The 17,359-nt window shown below is 74.7% G+C and carries 16 protein-coding genes; 10 read left to right on the top strand and 6 right to left on the bottom strand.

Annotated elements, in window-relative coordinates; all coding sequences use genetic code 11:
* Positions 1-36: 36 nt before the first annotated feature.
* The 4 genes from M2302_RS02695 to M2302_RS02680 all read left to right on the top strand — a co-directional run bounded on the left by M2302_RS02695 (position 37) and on the right by M2302_RS02680 (position 3,612).
* A complete protein-coding gene (locus M2302_RS02695; protein WP_280836373.1) occupies positions 37-705 on the top strand; it encodes a response regulator transcription factor in 669 nt (222 codons plus the stop codon).
* Entirely contained in the window at positions 702-1,916 is a 1,215-nt protein-coding gene (locus M2302_RS02690) for a HAMP domain-containing sensor histidine kinase (protein ID WP_280836372.1), read from the top strand. Before M2302_RS02695 ends, M2302_RS02690 begins: the two co-directional genes overlap by 4 nt.
* Before the next feature lie 34 nt (positions 1,917-1,950).
* Entirely contained in the window at positions 1,951-3,063 is a 1,113-nt protein-coding gene (locus M2302_RS02685; RefSeq protein WP_280836371.1) for an AEC family transporter, read from the top strand.
* 162 nt (positions 3,064-3,225) lie between these two features.
* Positions 3,226-3,612, top strand: a complete 387-nt coding sequence (locus M2302_RS02680) for a VOC family protein (RefSeq protein ID WP_154942882.1) — start codon at positions 3,226-3,228, stop codon at positions 3,610-3,612.
* 55 nt (positions 3,613-3,667) lie between these two features.
* Here the strand turns inward: M2302_RS02680 and M2302_RS02675 are convergent, their stop codons facing one another.
* From M2302_RS02675 to M2302_RS02655, 5 genes are all read right to left on the bottom strand, one after another.
* Complete coding sequence (locus tag M2302_RS02675) at positions 3,668-4,507, bottom strand: hypothetical protein (protein ID WP_280836370.1); 840 nt, start codon at positions 4,505-4,507, stop codon at positions 3,668-3,670.
* 167 nt (positions 4,508-4,674) lie between these two features.
* Positions 4,675-5,652, bottom strand: coding sequence for a hypothetical protein (locus tag M2302_RS02670; RefSeq protein WP_280836369.1), 978 nt, complete (start codon positions 5,650-5,652; stop codon positions 4,675-4,677).
* A 199-nt stretch (positions 5,653-5,851) separates the two neighbouring features.
* Positions 5,852-7,921 (bottom strand): 3-hydroxyacyl-CoA dehydrogenase NAD-binding domain-containing protein, encoded by a 2,070-nt coding sequence (locus M2302_RS02665; protein ID WP_280836368.1) that lies wholly within the window; start codon positions 7,919-7,921, stop codon positions 5,852-5,854.
* Positions 7,918-9,111 carry a thiolase family protein gene (locus tag M2302_RS02660; protein WP_088963308.1) on the bottom strand — a complete coding sequence of 398 codons (1,194 nt, stop codon included), beginning with the start codon at positions 9,109-9,111 and terminating at the stop codon, positions 7,918-7,920. The genes M2302_RS02665 and M2302_RS02660 overlap by 4 nt, the downstream gene beginning before the upstream one ends.
* 191 nt (positions 9,112-9,302) lie before the next feature.
* Positions 9,303-10,610 (bottom strand): ribonuclease D, encoded by a 1,308-nt coding sequence (locus M2302_RS02655; RefSeq protein ID WP_280836367.1) that lies wholly within the window; start codon positions 10,608-10,610, stop codon positions 9,303-9,305.
* A gap of 201 nt (positions 10,611-10,811) precedes the next feature.
* Here M2302_RS02655 and M2302_RS02650 point away from each other — a divergent pair, with 201 nt between their 5' ends.
* Positions 10,812-11,996 carry a S1C family serine protease gene (locus M2302_RS02650; RefSeq protein WP_280836366.1) on the top strand — a complete coding sequence of 395 codons (1,185 nt, stop codon included), beginning with the start codon at positions 10,812-10,814 and terminating at the stop codon, positions 11,994-11,996.
* A 173-nt stretch (positions 11,997-12,169) separates the two neighbouring features.
* On the top strand, positions 12,170-12,928 hold the full coding sequence (locus M2302_RS02645) for a hypothetical protein (RefSeq protein WP_280836365.1): 759 nt from the start codon (positions 12,170-12,172) through the stop codon (positions 12,926-12,928).
* Positions 12,929-12,944: 16 nt separating this feature from the next.
* On the opposite strand, the gene M2302_RS02640 is transcribed toward M2302_RS02645, so the two are convergent.
* Positions 12,945-13,517 carry a DUF3000 domain-containing protein gene (locus tag M2302_RS02640; RefSeq protein ID WP_280836364.1) on the bottom strand — a complete coding sequence of 191 codons (573 nt, stop codon included), beginning with the start codon at positions 13,515-13,517 and terminating at the stop codon, positions 12,945-12,947.
* Positions 13,518-13,726: 209 nt separating this feature from the next.
* On the opposite strand from M2302_RS02640, the gene hemE reads away from it, so the two are divergent.
* From hemE to M2302_RS02620, 4 genes are all read left to right on the top strand, one after another.
* The gene (gene hemE / locus M2302_RS02635) at positions 13,727-14,824 is read left to right on the top strand and encodes a uroporphyrinogen decarboxylase (protein WP_280836363.1); all 1,098 of its coding nucleotides are present in this window, start codon (positions 13,727-13,729) and stop codon (positions 14,822-14,824) included.
* A gap of 6 nt (positions 14,825-14,830) precedes the next feature.
* Positions 14,831-16,240, top strand: coding sequence for a protoporphyrinogen oxidase (gene hemG / locus M2302_RS02630; RefSeq protein WP_280836362.1), 1,410 nt, complete (start codon positions 14,831-14,833; stop codon positions 16,238-16,240).
* The gene (hemQ, locus tag M2302_RS02625) at positions 16,237-16,938 is read left to right on the top strand and encodes a hydrogen peroxide-dependent heme synthase (RefSeq protein ID WP_280836361.1); all 702 of its coding nucleotides are present in this window, start codon (positions 16,237-16,239) and stop codon (positions 16,936-16,938) included. The genes hemG and hemQ overlap by 4 nt, the downstream gene beginning before the upstream one ends.
* Positions 16,939-17,025: 87 nt before the next feature.
* The gene (locus M2302_RS02620) at positions 17,026-17,352 is read left to right on the top strand and encodes a CU044_2847 family protein (protein ID WP_280836360.1); all 327 of its coding nucleotides are present in this window, start codon (positions 17,026-17,028) and stop codon (positions 17,350-17,352) included.
* The last annotated feature ends 7 nt before the right edge of the window (positions 17,353-17,359 follow it).

The following is a 17,359-nucleotide window of genomic DNA, read 5'->3' as shown; positions in this document are numbered from 1 at the left end:
CACTAGGTTGTCGGGCAGGTCGGCGAGGAGGTCGGGATGCGGGTGCTGGTGGTCGAGGACGAGCGGAATCTCGCCGACGCGATCGCGCGCGGGCTGCGCAAGCGCGGCATGGCGGTCGACGTGGCGTACGACGGCGACACCGGCCACGAGGCCGCCTTCGTCACCCGGTACGACGTGGTGGTCCTCGACCGGGACCTGCCCGGCGTGCACGGCGACCAAATCTGCGCCGACCTGGCCGCCTCCGGCACCCTGACCCGGGTGCTGATGCTGACCGCCAGCGACAGCGTCGCCGACCGGGTGGCGGGGCTCGGCCTCGGCGCCGACGACTACCTGCCCAAACCGTTCGCCTTCGACGAACTGGTCGCCCGGGTGCAGGCGCTTGGCCGGCGGGCCACCCCGGCCGCCCCGCCGGTGCTGGAGGTCGCCGACGTGGTGATCGACCCGGCCCGCCGGGTGGTCACCCGGGGCGGGGCGGCGGTCGACCTGACCAACAAGGAGTTCGGCGTCCTCTGCGAGCTGGTCAAGGCGCGCGGCGCGGTGGTCTCCAGCGAGGAGCTGCTGGAACGGGTCTGGGACGCCAACACCGACCCGTTCACCACCATCGTCCGGGTCACCGTGATGACCCTGCGCAAGAAGCTCGGCGACCCGCCACTGATCGAGACGGTCGTCGGCGCCGGCTACCGCACGGCCGAGGTGGCGGCGTGAGCCGGCGGCTGCGCCCCACCCTGCGGCTGCGGCTGACCCTGCTCAACGGGGTGCTGCTGGTCGGCGCCGGGGCGGTCCTGGTGGTGCTGGCCTGGCTGCTGGTCCGCGACGCGCTGCGCCCGAGCGACGAGCTGCGGCCGGGCACCACCGTGCTGCTGGCCGACGGCCGGTCGCTGGACGCCGCCGACTGGCAGCGTCAGCTCGTCGACGCCGCCTCGCAGGAGCTGCTGCTGAAGGGGCTCGTCGCGCTGCTGGCGATCAGCGTGGTCGGGGTGGCCGGGGCCTACCTGGTGGCCGGCCGGGCGCTGCGCCCGTTGCACCAGGTCACCGCCACCGCGCAGCGGCTCGGCGAGGCCACCCTCGACCAGCGGATCGGCTGGTCCGGGGCGGACGACGAGGTGGCCGAGCTGGCGCGCACCTTCGACGCGATGCTCGACCGGATCGCCGCCGCGTTCGAGTCGCAGAAACGCTTCGTGGCCAACGCCTCGCACGAGCTGCGCACGCCGCTGGCCGTGATGCGGACCGAGATCGACGTGACGCTCAGCGACGACGAGGCGGACACCGCCGAGTACCGCCGGATGGCCTCCGTGGTGCGCGACGCCTCGGAGCGGGCCAACGGACTGGTGGACGCGCTGCTGGTGCTGGCCCGCAGCGAGGCGCAGACCGGCCGCCGGCTGGCCCGGCGTACCGAGTGCGACCTCGCCACCGGCACCGCCAACGCGCTGTCCGCGATGGCCCGGGAGGTGGAGCGGATCGGGCTGCGCGTGCAGACCTCGCTGCGGCCCGCCCCGGTGGTCGGCGACCCGGGGCTGCTGGACCGGCTGGCCGGCAACCTGATCGAGAACGCGGTCCGCTACAACCACCTGCACGGGCGGCTCTGGGTGCGCACCGACACCGACGGGCGGACGTCCCGGCTGGTGGTGGGGAACACCGGGTTCGAGGTGGACCAGGCCGACGTGCCGGGGCTGTTCGAGCCGTTCCGGCGGGGTGGGCGGGAACGGACCGGGGCGCGCGGCTCCGGGCTGGGGCTCTCGATCGTCCGGGCGGTCTGTGACGCGCACGGGGGCACCGTGACGGTGCTCGCCCGCTCCGGCGGCGGCCTGGAGGTGACCGTCGCGCTGCCGGCCGCCGACGTCGAGTGCCCGGCGACGCCGGCCCGCTCCGGCGGCGCCGCGCCGGCCGTCCGGTCGGAGCCGCACCGGAGGCGGTGACGCCGGCTGGCCCGGGCGTCCGTACGCTGCCCAGGTGCTCGCCGCCTTCGTACCCATCTGGGTGCTCACCGGGCTCGGCTGGCTGACCGGACGACGCCGGCTGCTGGGCGGTGAGGCCGAGCGGGTGCTCGGCGGCTTCGTCTTCCACCTGGCGATGCCCGCCGCGCTGTTCACCGCGCTGTCCCGCACCGAGCTGGACGTGCGCCTGCCCGCACTCGGCGCCTTCGCGGCGAGCACCGCCGCCACCATGGCGCTGGCGTTCGTCCTCTGCGCGGTGACTCGCCGCCGTGCGGGCGGCGAGGCGACGATCGGGGCGATGGCGGCCGGCTACGTCAACTCGGCGAACCTGGGCATCCCGGTGGCGCTGCAGGTGCTGGGCGACGCCACCTTCCTCACCGGGGTGCTGCTCTTCCAGGTGCTGGTGGTCACCCCGGTGGTGCTGGTCCTGCTGGACCGGTCCGCCGGGCGGGCGTGGCGGCCCGGGCGGCTGCTGACCCTGCCGCTGCGCAATCCGGTGATCGCGGGGCCGGCCCTGGGCGCGCTCTGCGCGGCCCTGCACTGGCGGCCGCCGGAGCTGATCGGCGCTCCGCTCGCCCTGCTCGGCGCCGCGGCCGTGCCGACCGCGCTGGTCACGCTCGGCCTCTCGCTCACCGCCGGCTCGCGCGCCGCCGGGCCGCCTGCCGGCGACCGGCCGGTTCCCCACGCCGGACCGCCCGTCGGCACCGGACCGCGCGTGGCCGACCCCCCGGCCTCCGGCGGTGTCGCCGCCACCGGCGCCGTGGTGGCAGTCCGTGCGGTGCCGGCGGTCGACGGCGCGGCGGGCAGCACCGCCGGCGAGGTCACCGAGGGCGTCCCGGCGACCGGCGGTGGGTCGCGCGGGGGCGGCGCGAAGGTGGAGGTGGCGCTGCTGTCCGGCCTGAAGCTGCTGGTCCAACCGGTGATCGCCTGGTCGGTCGGGCGGCTCGTCGGGGTCAGCGGCACGGACCTGCTGGCCCTGGTGGTCTGCGCCGCGCTGCCCACCGCCCAGAACACCTACATCTTCGCCCGCGAGTACGGGCGGGCCGAGGTGGTGGCCCGGGAGACGGTGGTGGTGACCACCGCGTGCGCGATGGGGACGCTGGCGCTGATCGGCGCGCTGCTGGGCTGACCGGGGTTGTCAGCCCCGGGCCGGGATGACAAGATCGTCGCGTCGGCCCGACGGGCGGAAGGGGGTGCGCAGATGTCCATCACGATCAATGCCGCGCCCCACCCCGTTCACCGCTGACATCCCACGCACCCGGGGCGCGTCCATCCACTGCGGAGGAACACCGTGAGTGCACGGATCCACAACATCGGCATCGACTGCCGCGACACGTACGCCCTGGCCGGATTCTGGGCCCAGGTCTTCGAGTGCCCCCGCCAGCCGGACGACTTCCCCGGCGACCCGGAGGCGATGCTGCTGCCCCCGGGCGGGCCGGAGGTGCTCTTCCTGGCGGTGCCCGACGAGAAGGTGGTGAAGAACCGCCTGCACCTCGACATCGAGCCCACCGACCGGACCCGGGACGAGGAGGTGCAGCGCCTGCTCGGCATCGGCGCGGTCCAGGTCGCCGACCACCGCCGGCCGGACGGCTCCGGCTGGGTGGTGCTGGCCGACCCGGAAGGTAACGAGTTCTGCGTGCTGCGCAGCGCCGCCGAGCGGGCCGCCACGGCCGGCTGAGCCGAGGAAGGCCCCGTCCACCTCGGTGGACGGGGCCTTCCTCAGGTCGTACGGGTCAGGACTTCTGCTCGATCTGCCCGCGCATGGTGGGCAGTTCGGCGGCGGCCTCGTCACCGGACTTGAAGTAGACGATGATCATGCCCAGGCTGCCCTTGTCGCTCCACACGCAGACCCCGAGCGGCACGTTGGCGGCCTCGGCGTCGCCGCACTTGGCCTCCCCGCCCAGCGGCCCGGCGTCGACCTTCTTCATCTCGCCGAGCTGCACGTCGCTCCGGCCGGCGTCCTTGATGGTGTCGTCCATCGTCTTGGTCGGGTTGGTGTTCAGGCCGGAGGCGGCGGCGATCATCACCAGGTTCTTCTTGGCGGCCGTGCCGTAGAACGCGCCAACGGTGCTGGTGGCGTCCGGAAGGGAGTTCTTCAGCTCCGTCTCGAGCTGCTTGGCGCCGTTGAGCAGGGCCGGGTCGGTCGACTTGGCCCGACCGGCGAGCGTCGCCGGGGCGACCACCCGGGTCTTGGTGGCGTCGACGGTGTCCTTGACCTCGTCCTTGACCGCGAAGAACGTGATCGCGGCGCCGCCCAGGCAGAGCACCAGCACCACGGCGAGCGAGATCAGCACGATCTTGCCGACGTTGGATTTCTTCTTGGCCGGCGGCAGGCTCGGGTCGCCGTACGGCTGGCCGCCCTGCGCCGGGTAACCGCCCTGCTGCTGCGGTGCCGGGTAACCGCCCTGCTGCTGGGGCGGCGGGTAGCCCCCGGGCTGCTGCTGCGGCGGGGGATAGCCGCCCTGCTGCTGCGGTGCCGGGTAGCCGCCCGGCTGCTGCGGCGGCGGGTACGAGCCGTAGGGCGCGCCGCTTCCCGGCTGCGACTGATAGGGATCGGACGGCGGCTGCGACATGAGGTCAGCTCCAGATCGTCAGGTGAGGACGCGTGATATTAGCCAGCCCGCCCGGCACCCGCTGCCCCGTCCGCACCGGGCACGACCGGTCGGTCCAGGGTCGACGGTCACGGTGGCCGGTACCGCCCGAACGGGGCGTCCGGCCACCGTGACCTGCGCTTTCCGCCTCAGGAGCGCTTCTCGACCTGACCCCGGATGGTGGCGAACTCGGCCTTGGCCTTGGCCGCGGAGGAGAAGAACATCACGATCAGGCCGACGCTGCCCTCGTCGGCCCAGGTGCACACCCCGAGCGCGATGCCGGAGCTCTTGCCGGCGCCGCACTTGGCCACGCCGCCGAGCGGGCCGGGGTTGACCGTGGACATCTTCTTGACCGCCAGCGACGAGGACAACCCGGCGACGGCGTCGTCCAGCTCCTTCTCGGGGAAGAGCACCGGGCCGGAGGCGCCGGCCACCATCACCAGGTTGCGCTTGCCGGCGCTGCCGTAGAAGGCGCCCACCGCGCCGGTCTCGTTGCGTACCCCGGACTTCATGTCCCGGACCATGTCGTCGGCGATCCGGCGCAGCTGCGGCTCGGTGTTCCTCGGCCGGCCGGCCAGCGTCTTCGGCGTCACCAGCCGGATGTCCGGGGCCGGCTCGGCCTCCTCCTCCGACGGGCTCGGCTCGGGGGCCGCCGAGGTCGGGGCGGCGGAGACGCCGGGGCTGGAGCTGGCCTTCGGGTCCGGGTCGTCGTCGGAGAGCGCGACGTAGGCCAGGCCGCCGCCGCCCGCGCAGAGCACCAGCAGCCCGGCGAGGACCAGCGACAGGATCAGGCCGAGCCGGGACTTCTTCGCCGGCGGCGGCGCCGGCGGCAGGCCGTACGCCGGGGCGCCGGCGAAGCCGTCCGGCTGCACGCCCGGGTACCCGCCCGGCTGCGCCGGCGGGTGGACCCCCGCCTGCCCCGACTGGTACGCGGGGTACGGCTGGGTGGGCTGCGGATCGGCCGGCCGGCCGTACGGCTGGGTGGCGTCGGGGTGGCCGCCCTGCTGCGGCACGTGCGGCCAGGCCTGGGTCGGCCCGGTACCCGGGGGCGGCGGTGGCTGGTGCGGAGGCGGGTACGAGCCGGGCTCCGGCTGTGTGGACCAGGGGTCGACCGGCGGTGTGGACATGCATCAGCTCCAGGCGAGGGTGAGAACGCGTGATGTTAGCGAGCCGTGGACCGGCCGCGCTGCCCCGTCCGAGTCTGCCCGGGCGGGGCAAGTGGCGCGCGGGGCCGGCCCGTGCCGGTGCCCCAGACGCGATCGCGGTGGCCGGCGACGCCCTGTGACGGGCGTGCCGACCACCGCGATCGCGGTGCAGCGGGAGGGATCAGCCGCGCAGGCTGGCGACCCCGCGCGGCAGGAACCGCTTGCCGGTGACCTTCTCGGAGGTGCCGGTCCGGTCCAGGTACGGCGTGACGCCACCCAGGTGGAACGGCCAGCCGGCGCCGAGGATCATGCACAGGTCGATGTCCTGCGCCTCGGCGACGACGCCCTCGTCGAGCATCAGCCGGATCTCCTGCGCCAGCGCGTCCAGCGCGTTCTGGCGTACCTGCTCGGCGGTCAGCGGCTGGTCGCCGACCACGAGCAGCTTGGCGACCTCGTCGTTGATCTGGTCGTCGACCACGATCGGCTGACCGGAGTCGGCGATCCGCTTGAGGTTCTCGCTGACGCCGAACCGGTCCGGGAAGGCGGCGTGCAGGGTGCCGCCCACGTGGTACGCCACGGCCGGCCCGACCAGCTGGAGCAGGGCGAGCGGGCGCATCGGCAGACCCAGCGGGTCCAGCGCGCTGTTCGCCACGTCCAGCGGGGTGCCCGCGTCGACGGCGGCGAAGACCGTGCCGAGGAAGCGGGTGAGCAGCCGGTTGACCACGAACGCCGGGGCGTCGGAGACCAGCACGGAGGACTTCCGGAGCTGCTTGCCGACCGCGAACGCGGTGGCCAGCGTGGCGTCGTCGGTCCGCCCGCCGCGGACGATCTCCAGCAGCGGCAGCACCGCGACCGGGTTGAAGAAGTGGAAGCCGACGACCCGCTCGGGGTGCTCCAGCTCCTCGGCCATCGCGGTGATCGACAGCGACGAGGTGTTGGTGGCGAGCACCGCCTCCGGCTTGACGATCTTCTCCAGCTCGGCCCAGACCTGCTTCTTGACGTTCAGGTCCTCGAAGACCGCCTCGATGACGAAGTCGGCGTCGGCGAAGACGCCCTTGTCCACCGAGCCGCTGACCAGGCCGTACAGCTTGGCGGCGGTGCCCTTGTCCATCCGGCCCTTGCTGACGGCCTTCTCGATCTGGGTGTGCACGTAGCCGACGCCCTTGTCCACCCGGGCCTGGTCCAGGTCGGTCATGACGACCGGCACCTGGAGGCGGCGGGCGAAGAGCAGGGCGAGCTGGCTGGCCATCAGGCCGGCGCCGACGATGCCCACCTTGGTGACCGGCCGGGCCAGGCCCTTGTCCGGCGCGCCGGCCGGCCGCTTGGCCCGCCGCTGCACCAGGTCGAAGGCGTACAGGCCGCTGCGCAGCTCCTCGGAGAAGACCAGGTCGGCCAGCGCCTCGTCCTCGGCGGCGGTGCCGGTGGCGAAGTCGGCGTCCTTCGCCGTCTCCAGCAGGTCCAGCGCCTTGTACGCGGCCGGGACCGCGCCGTGCAGCCGCTGGTCCAGGGTCTGCCGGGCGAAGTAGAGCACGCCGCCCCACATGTCCTTGTCGACCTCGGGCCGGGTCACGGTGACCTCGCCCCGGACCACGCCGGCGGCCCACTCCAGGGACCGCTCCAGGAAGTCGGCCGGCTCCAGCAGCAGGTCCGCGATGCCCATCTCGGCAGCCTGCTTAGGCTTGAGCATCTTGTTCTGCATCAGCGGGTTCTGGATGATCACCTGGGTCGCCGCCGGGATGCCGATCAGGTTCGGCAGCAGCTGGGTGCCGCCCCAGCCGGGCACCAGGCCGAGCGAGACCTCGGGCAGCGCCAGGGCCGCCGCGCCGCGGGACAGGGTCCGGTAGTGGCAGTGCAGGGCCAGCTCCAGGCCGCCGCCCATCGCCGCGCCGTTGACGAAGGCGAAGGTCGGGATCGGGCTGTCCTTGAGCCGGGCGAAGACCCGGTGGCCGAGCCGGCCGACCTCCAGCGCCTGCGCGCGGTCGGCCAGCGCCGGCAGGCCGACGATGTCGGCGCCGACGCAGAAGATGTACGGCTTGCCGGTGACCGCGATGAACGCCGGGTCGGCGGCCAGCGCGGCGGTGATCGCCTCGTCCAGGCTGGTCAGGCCGGCCGGGCCGAAGGTGTTCGGCTTGGTGTGGTCGAAGCCGTTGTCCAGGGTGATCAGGGCGGCGGGACGGTCCAGCCCCGGTACCTTCACCTCGCGCAGCAGCGCCTTGGTGACGACCTCGTTCGGTGCGGCGAGCGCGCTCACTTGTTGCCCTCCCAGTGCGGGTTCTCCCAGATCACGGTGCCGCCCATGCCGATGCCGATGCACATGGCGTTGAGGCCGTAGCGGACCTCGGGGTGCTCGGCGAACTGGCGGGCGAGCTGGGTCATCAGCCGTACGCCCGAGGAGGCGAGCGGGTGGCCGATGGCGATCGCCCCACCCCACGGGTTGACCCGCGGGTCGTCGTCGGCGATGCCGAAGTGGTCGAGGAAGGCGAGCACCTGCACGGCGAACGCCTCGTTCAGCTCGAACAGGCCGATGTCGTCGATGGTGAGGCCGGCGATGCGCAGCGCCTTCTCCGTCGAGGGGATCGGGCCGACGCCCATCACCTCGGGCTCGACGCCCACGAAGCCGTACGACACCAGGCGCATGGCGACCGGCAGGCCCAGCTCGCGGGCGGTGGCCTCGTCGGCGAGCAGGCTGGCGGTGGCGCCGTCGTTCAGGCCGGCCGCGTTGCCCGCGGTGACCCTGCCGTGCGGGCGGAACGGGGTCTTCAGGGTGGCGAGCTTCTCCAGCGAGGTCTCCCGGGGAGCCTCGTCGGTGGTGGCCAGGCCCCAGCCGCCGTCGGCGTCGCGGATCGCGACCGGCACCAGGTCGTCCTGGAGCTTGCCGTTGGCGTACGCCTTGGCGGTCTTCTGCTGCGAGGCGAGCCCGAACGCGTCGGTGCGCTCCTTGGTGATCTGCGGGGCCCGGTCGTGCAGGTTCTCCGCGGTGGCGCCCATGACCAGGGCGGACGGGTCGACCAGCTTCTCCGCGATGATCCGCGGGTTGGGGTCGACGCCCTCACCCATCGGGTGCCGGCCCATGTGCTCGACGCCGCCGGCGATGGCGATGTCGTACGCGCCCATGGCGATGCCGCCGGCGACGGAGGTGACGGCGGTCATCGCGCCGGCGCACATCCGGTCGATGGAGAAGCCGGGCACGGTCTTGGGCAGCCCGGACAGCAGGGCGGCGGTGCGGCCGATGGTCAGGCCCTGGTCGCCGATCTGGGTCGTGGCGGCGATGGCGACTTCCTCGACCCGCTCCGGCGGCAGCTGCGGGTTCCGGCGCAGCAGCTCACGGATGCAGCGGATCACCAGGTCGTCGGCGCGGGTGTTGGCGTACATGCCACCCGCCTTGCCGAACGGGGTACGGACGCCGTCGACGAAGACGACATCCCGAACTTCACGGGGCACTTGAGCCTCCTAGCCGGCACGGGCATGTTCCCCCGGATGCTACTCGCCAGTAACCAACCCCGACAGCACCCCCCCATGTGGCCCACCCCACACCCGGGCGCCCTCACCCGCCCGCCGTCGATCATGAAGTTATCGCCCCTGCACTCGACGTGTCGGGCGATAACTTCATGATCAACGCGGGTTGGGGTGGGTCAGGAGGTGGGGAGGGCCTCGGTGAGGGCGGGAACCAGGAGGGTGAGCTGCCACTCGCGGGCGCCGTAGCCGCGCAGGGTCTCGGCGACGGTGGCTTCGGTGATCTCGTCCGGGGGCAGCCAGGCCAGGCGGCGCACGGAGTCGGGGGCGATCAGGTTCTCCGCGGGCAGGTTGTGCTCCGCGGCCACCCGGACCACCACCTCCCGGCAGCGGGCCAGCCGGCCGGCGGCCACCGGGTCCCGCTCCGCCCAGCGGTGCGGCGGCGGCGGACCCTCGACCGCCGGGGTGACCGGCAGCGCGTCGTCCGGCAGTTGCCGGGCGTCGTCCAGCGCCGCCAGCCAGGTGCGGGCCAGCCGGCGCACCGAACGGCCGCCGAACCCGGGCAGGGTCAGCAGCGTCCTCTCGTCCTTCGGGTCCAGCTCGGCGGCGGCGACGATCGCCGAGTCCGGCAGCACGCGACCCGGGGCGGCGTCCCGCCGGGCGGCGATCTGGTCCCGGGCGTACCACAGGGAGCGGACCCGGGCCTGGGCGCGCGCTCCCCGTACCCGGTGGATGCCGGAGGTGCGCCGCCACGGCTCGGCGCGGACCCGGGGCGGGCGGGCGCCGTTGCGGATCAGCGCGGCGAACTCCTCCGCCGCCCACTCCGACTTGCCCTGCCGGGTCAGCTCCTCGTCCAGGGCGTCGCGCAGGTCGACCAGCATCTCGACGTCCAGGGCGGCGTAGGTCAGCCAGGACTCGGGCAGTGGCCGGCTGGACCAGTCGGCCGCCGAGTGGTGCTTCTCCAGCGTGTAGCCGAGCAGCTGCTCGGTGAGGGCGGCCAGGCCGACCCGCTCGAAGTTGGCCAGCCGGGCGGCCAGCTCGGTGTCGAAGAGCCGGCGCGGGCGCAGCCCCACCTCGGCCAGGCAGGCCAGGTCCTGGCTGGCGGCGTGCAGCACCCACTCCGCCCCGCCGATCGCCTCGTCGAGCGCGGTCAGGTCGGGCAGCGGCAGCGGGTCGATCAACGCCGTCCCGGCGCCCTCCCGGCGCAGCTGCACCAGGTAGGCGCGCTGGCTGTAGCGGTAGCCGGAGGCGCGTTCGGCGTCCAGGGCCACCGGGCCCTGGCCCGCGGCGAAGCGGGCCACGATCTCGTCGAGTTCGCTCGGGGTGGCCACCGGTTGGGGCGTGCCGTCGCGGGGAGCGGTCAGCGGAACGGGGCCGCCGTCGGGCTGGTCGGTCCCCACGTCCTCCGGCTCCGGCGCGGCCGAGGGCTGGTCGTCTCCCGTACGGCTTTCGGCGGCCCGACGGCGCAGGGGTGGTTCGTCGGTCACCTGACAACCCTAGTGTGCCGCGCGATCCGGTGTGTGCAGCCGGTCGGGCGTGTGTCGGCGAAGCGGCCGGACGGTGTCGGGAAAGGCCGGACAACGGGGGAGACAAAGCGCGTACGCGCAGGTACGGTCCATCGGGCGTCGCGCCGGTCGAGGTGCCCGAGGTGGCGCCACACGGGGGCGACGGGAAGGGCGGGGGCCATCATGACGACTGGGTACGGGCCGGGCGGCGGGACACCGACGCAGGGCACGGAAGAGCGCGGGCCGCAGGCGGCCGGCGACGACCGCCCCGGACCGCTGGCACCCCGGATCGAGCGGCCCTGGCCGTCGGCGTACCCGCCGCCGAGCGCACCCGGCCAGCCGACCCCGCCGTCGGCGGCCGGCACCGAGCATCCCGGCCTCGCGGGGCAGCCGACCATCGACATCGCGCCGGCCGGGGCCCACGCGCCGCCCAGCGGCACCTGGTCCCCGCCGCCGCAGCCCGGCCAGTGGGGCGCTGCGGCGCCCGCCGCGCCGGCCTACCCGGGCGCACCGGGGCCGTTCCCCGGTACGCCGGCTCTCGGCCCCTTCCCGCCCGCGGCGCTGCCGCCGCCCGGCCCGTCGGCGCCGCACCGGGGGCGTGGGCTCACCGTGTCCGCCCTCGTGCTCGCGGGCGTGCTGGCGGTGGTCACGGGGGTCCAGGCGTACCAGATCGACCGGCTCTCCGACCGCGTCGCCGCCACCGACGGTCAGCTCGCCGCGGCGCGGGAGGGCGCCGAGGTCCGGCTCGACGGCCTCGAGCAGCGGGCCGGGGCGCTGGAGAAGCAGGCGGGCGCCGCCTTCAACCCGGAGGCCATCGCCAGCGCCGTGCTGCCCAGCGTCTTCCGCGTCCGGGCGGGCCAGTTCACCGGCACCGCCTTCGTCGTCGGCAAGCCCGCCGCCGGCGGCGCGGCGAACCTCTTCACCAACTTCCACGTGGTGGAGTCGGTCTGGGAGGGCGGCGGTCGGCAGGTCTTCCTGGAGCGGATCGACCAGCGCTTCCCGGCCACCATCGTCAAGGTCGACAAGGACAACGACATCGCCCATCTGCGGGCCACCGGTAGGTTCAGCGGCCTGACCACCGCGCCCAGCCCGGTGAAGTCCGGGCAGCAGATCGTCGTGGTCGGCGCCCCGCTCGGGCTGGCGGACAGCGTCACCACCGGTGTGGTGAGCGCCTTCCGCAAGAACGAGGACGGCCCCGGACAGGTGATCCAGTTCGACGCCCCGATCAATCCCGGCAACTCGGGCGGGCCGGTGATCAACGGCGCGAAACAGGTCGTCGGCATCGCCACGGCCAAGGCCCGCGACGCCGAGGGCATCGGGCTCGCCGTGCCGATCAAGACCGCCTGCGACGGATTCCGGATCTGCTGATCCCCGCCCCGGGTCGGCGCTGCGCCCGGCTCCGGCCGGTGTCCACCGACCGCCCCTCGTTCCCGCCGACCGTTCCCGGCCGGCCCCGCCGACACCCTGTCGGCCATCGACCCAGCTCATCCCCGGTCCGTCGCGGCGCATCGCGGCGGAACAGTCACCTGGAGGAAGAACAGATGTCCCAGCCACCGACCGGGCCGGAGGGCTTCCGGCCGGCGTACCCGCCGCAGCCGCCGACCGTCCCCGGTCAGCAGCCGCCGGCGGCCCCCCATGCCGCCGCCGCGCCGAGCGCGCCGCACCCGGGCGGGCCGGTCTCCGCGCCCCCGGTCCCCGGCCAGTACGCGCCCGCCCCGCCGGTCTCCGGGCCCGTGTACGGGCAGCCGATGTCGGCTCCGCCGGTCTCCGGGCCCGCGTACGGGCAGCCGATGTCCGCCCCGCCGGTGTCGGGGCCCGTGTACGGGCAGCCGATGTCGGCGCCGCCCGGATCGGCGCCCCCGTTCGGCGTGCCCGCCCCGGGTGCCGGCAAGGGCCGGACGGTGCTGATCCTGGCCCTCGTTGCCGGCCTGCTCTTCGTGCTGAGCGGCGTGATGACCGGCCTGTTCGTCGTGAAGAGCAGCGAGCTGGCCAACACCGAGCGGCGGCTGTCGGGTCAGGTGAGCGAGCGGGACGGCACCATCGCCGCCAACACCAAGGAGCTGGAGAAGCTCCGGGTCGACCTGCAGAGCGCCCAGGACAAGCTGGCGGACACCGAGCAGGACCTCACCGGCACCCGGAACGACCGGGACGAGCAGGCCCGGCAGAAGAAGGTCATCGCCACCTGCCTGGACAAGCTGACCACGGCGCTCGGCGCGGCGGCGGCCGGCAACCGCAGCGCCTTCGACAAGGCCAGCAAGGGTATGAACAAGGTCTGCGACGAGGCCGAGAACTACCTCTGAGCGTCCTCGCCCAGGGTCAGGCCGCGCCGGCCGAGCGGCGCTCGGAGAGCGCGGTCACCCCGGGCGGCGGCAGCCCCGCCGTCGAGGCGAGCAGCGCGCACCACGCTTGAAGGTGCGGGGCGAGGTCGTCGCCGAGCGGCGTCCAGGAGGCGCGGATCTCGACGTCCCCGGCGGCGGGCGGCCCGGCCAGCTCGCCGAACCGGGTCGACATCGTCTGGGTGACGGTGCCGCCGGCCGCCCGGTAGCGCGCGTCGTGCGCCTCCAGGGCGTCGACCAGCCAGGTCCAGCCCACCCCGGGCAGCAGCGGGTCGGCGGCCAGGTCGACCTCCAGCTCCGCGGTGACGTAGGTGACCAGTCGCAGGGTGCCCTGCCACGCCTCGTGACCGGCCGGGTCGTGCAGCAGGATCAGCCGCCCGGTGGCCACCTCGTCCTCGTCGCGCAGCACGGCGGCGGAGAGCGCGAACGCGTACGGGGCGAGCCGCTGGGGGGCACCGACCTCCTCCAGCGCGATCTCCGCCCGAGGGGTCACCGACCGCAGCCCGGCGACCGCGCGGGCGAAGGTCTCCGGGAGCGCGATCGGGGGGGCCATGCCCGGCAGCCTATGCCGCGCCCCGCCCGCCCGTGCGGACGGCGCGCCGAACGCCGGGACCCCGGTGGAGGGGCCGCAGCGGTGCGGCGCGGCGGACCGGCGGCACGGTTCCGCCCGTCCGCACCAGGGCCGGAGGGCCCGGCGGGCGCGGGTCACAAAAGCCGGCGCTGCCCGCTGGGGTCCTCCCCGCGCGTGGCACGATTGCCGCGATGACCACCGACACCACGGGCATTGCCGCCCGAGACGGAGAATCCCGCCCCGGCGGACCGGCCGACTCGCCCTTCGTCCGGGCCTGCCGCCGCGAGCCCGTCCCGCACACCCCGGTCTGGTTCATGCGCCAGGCCGGCCGGTCGCTGCCGGAGTACCGGGAGATCCGGGCCAACGTGGGGATGCTGGAGTCCTGCCGCCGCCCGGACCTGGTCGCCGAGATCACCCTCCAGCCGGTGCGCCGGCACGGAGTGGACGCGGCGATCCTGTTCAGCGACATCGTGGTGCCGGTCGCCGCGGCCGGGGTCGACCTGGACATCGTTCCGGGCACCGGGCCGGTGGTGGCCGAGCCGGTGCGCACGGCCGAGGACGTCGAGCGGATCCGTCCGATCGGCCGCGACGACGTGTCCTATGTGGACGAGGCGGTCCGGCTGCTGGTGGCCGAGTTGGGCGGGACCCCGCTGATCGGGTTCGCCGGCGCGCCGTTCACCCTCGCCAGCTACCTGGTCGAGGGCGGCCCGTCGCGGACCCACGCGAAGACCAAGGCCCTGATGTACGGCCAGCCGGAGCTGTGGCACGCGCTCTGCGCCCGCCTGGCCGAGGTGACCCTGTCCTTCCTGCGGGTGCAGATCGAGGCCGGGGTCTCCGCGGTCCAGCTCTTCGACTCCTGGGCCGGCGCGCTCTCCGAGGCCGACTACCGCCGCTACGTGCTGCCGCACTCGACGACCGTGCTGTCCGGGCTGGCCGACGCCGGCGTGCCCCGGATCCACTTCGGGGTGGGCACCGCCGAACTGCTCGGCGCGATGGGCGAGGCCGGCGCCGACGTGGTCGGCGTGGACTGGCGCACCCCGCTGGACGTCGCCACCCGCCGGATCGGCCCGGACCGGGCGGTGCAGGGCAACCTCGACCCCACCGTGCTGCTCGCCCCCTGGTCGGTGGTGGAGACCGAGGTCCGGCGGATCGTCAAGCAGGGCCGCGCGGCCCCAGGCCACGTGTTCAACCTCGGCCACGGCGTCCTGCCGGAGACCGACCCCGAGGTGCTGACCCGGGTGGTCGCGCTGGTGCACGAGATGTCCGCGCGCCGGGCCGAGCAGGGCTGAGGCGTCGTGTCGCGGCCGTGGCGGGTGGCGGTGGTCGGCGGCGGGATCGCCGGGCTGGCCGCCGCCGTCCGGTTGCGCGACCGCGCCCCCGCCGGCACCGAGATCACCGTGTACGAGCAGTCCGGCGCGCTCGGCGGCAAGCTGCGCACCGGTGAGCTGGCCGGGCAGCCCGTCGAGTTCGGCGCCGAGTCGTTCCTGATGCGCGACCCGGCCGGCGGGGAGTCCGCCGCCGTCACGCTGATCCGCCGGCTCGGCCTGGCCGAGAAGGTCGTCCACCCCACCGTCGGGCAGGCCGCGCTCGCCGTCGACGGCGGGCTGCGCCCGGTGCCGGGCGGCACGCTGGTGGGCGTACCCGGGGATCTGGAGCGGGTGGCGACGGTCGCCAAGCCGGCGGCGGACGCCGACCGCGACGGCGGCCGGCCCTTGCTCGGGCCGGACGAGGACGTCGCGGTCGGGACGCTGGTCCGGGCCCGCCTCGGGGACCAGGTGGTGGACCGGCTGGTCGACCCGATGCTCGGCGGCGTCTACGCAGGCCGGGCCGACGACCTGTCGCTGGCCACCACGATGCCGGCGCTGGCCCGCGCGGCCCGCGTCGAGCACACCCTCACCGGGGCGGTCCGCGCCGCCCAGGCCGCCGCGCCGCGCGCCCCGGGCGCGCCGGTCTTCGGCACCCTGGCCGGCGGGCTCTCCACCCTGGTCGAGGCCGCGGCGACGGCCAGCGGCGCGACCATCCGACTCCACGCCGCGGTCCGCGAGCTGACGCTCACCGCCGAGGGCTGGCGGCTGACCGTCGGCCCGACCCGCGCCCCGGAGCTGGTCGAGGCGGACGCGGTGGTGCTCGCCCTGCCGGCCCGGCCGGCCGCCCGGCTGCTCGCCCCGGTCACCTCCGAGGTGGCCACGACGATCGGCGGGCTCGACTACGCCAGCGTCGCGCTGGTCACCCTGGCCCTGCCCGACCCGGAGCTGCCGGCGCTCTCCGGGTTCCTGGTGCCGGCCACCGAGGGCCTGCTGATCAAGGCGTCCACGTTCTTCACCACCAAGTGGGGGCACCTGGCCCGGCCGGACGGGATCGCCCTGGTCCGCGCCTCCGTGGGCCGGTACGGCGACGAGACGTCCCTGCACCTGGCGGACCCCGACCTGGTGGCCACCGTGCACCGGGAGCTGTCCGGCGTGCTCGGGGTGACGCTGCCCGCGCCGCTCGCCAGCCACGTGCAGCGCTGGGGCGGGGCGCTGCCGCAGTACGCCCCGGGCCACGGCGACCGGATCGCCGCCGCCCGGACGGCGCTGCGCGCGGCCCACCCGACGCTGGTCCTGGCCGGCGCCGGCCTCGACGGGGTCGGCATTCCGGTCTGCGTCCGCTCCGGCGAGACGGCGGCCGGAGAGATCATCGAAGCACTGGGAGGATCGGGTTCATGACCGAGCAGACCAACGCGGCGCGGCTCAAGGAGCTCAACGCGAGCATCCGCTACACCATGTGGTCGGTGTTCCGGGCGACCAGCCCGCTGCCGGCCCTGCGGGAGAACGTCACCGGCGAGGTCGAGGCGCTCTTCGAGGAGCTGGCCGGCAAGGACGTCGTGGTCCGCGGCCTGTACGACGTGGCCGGCCTGCGCGCCGACGCCGACCTGTTGATCTGGTGGCACTCGTCCTCCAGCGACGCCCTCCAGGACGCCTACCTGCGGTTCCGCCGGACCACCCTGGGTCGGGCGCTCACCCCGGTGTGGTCGCAGATGGCCCTGCACCGGCCGGCGGAGTTCAACAAGAGCCACATCCCGGCATTCCTCGCCAACGAGGAGCCTCGCCCCTACCTCTGCGTCTACCCGTTCGTCCGCTCGTACGAGTGGTACCTGCTGCCCGACGCCGAGCGGCGCGAGATGCTGGCCGAGCACGGCAAGATGGCGCGCGGCTACCCGGACGTCCGGGCCAACACGGTCGCCTCGTTCGCCCTCGGCGACTACGAGTGGATGCTCGCCTTCGAGGCCGACGAGCTGCACCGGATCGTCGACCTGATGCGCGACCTGCGCGGCTCCGGCGCCCGTCGGCACGTCCGCGAGGAGGTCCCGTTCTACACCGGTCGGCGCCGCTCGGTCGGCGACATCGTCAACTGCCTGGTGTGACGGGCTCGCCGGGATTGCGTACCCCCGGTAACGTGTCAGATCCATCACGGTAACTGTCGCTGCCGTGCGGATCCGTCTGGAGGCCCGGTGTCGCAGCTCGTCGAGTTCCCGCTGGACGGCGGTGGCGCGGTCCGGGTCGAGATCGCCGACGAGGAGGGCGTGGTCCCGGTCGGTCGGGCCGGCGAGGTGGTGGCGCGGGCGCAACAGACGCTGGAGTCCGCCCTGACCCAGCTGCGGCCGGTGACCGACGCCGTGCTGCGCAACCTGCGCGACGCCGCCGAGCCGCCGGACCGGGTCTGCGTGGAGTTCGGCGTGAAGCTGGCGGCCAAGGGCGGGCTCGTCGTGGCCAGCGGCACCTCGGAAGCCAACCTCAAGGTGCAGCTCGAGTGGAACCGCGCCGACCCCGCCGCGTGAGCCGGCG

Source organism: Micromonospora sp. A200, assembly GCF_029893845.1.
Classification (GTDB): Bacteria; Actinomycetota; Actinomycetes; order Mycobacteriales; family Micromonosporaceae; genus Micromonospora; species Micromonospora purpureochromogenes.
The sequence above is the reverse complement of the archived record's forward strand: the minus strand, read 5'-3'. Positions and strand labels throughout refer to the sequence as shown.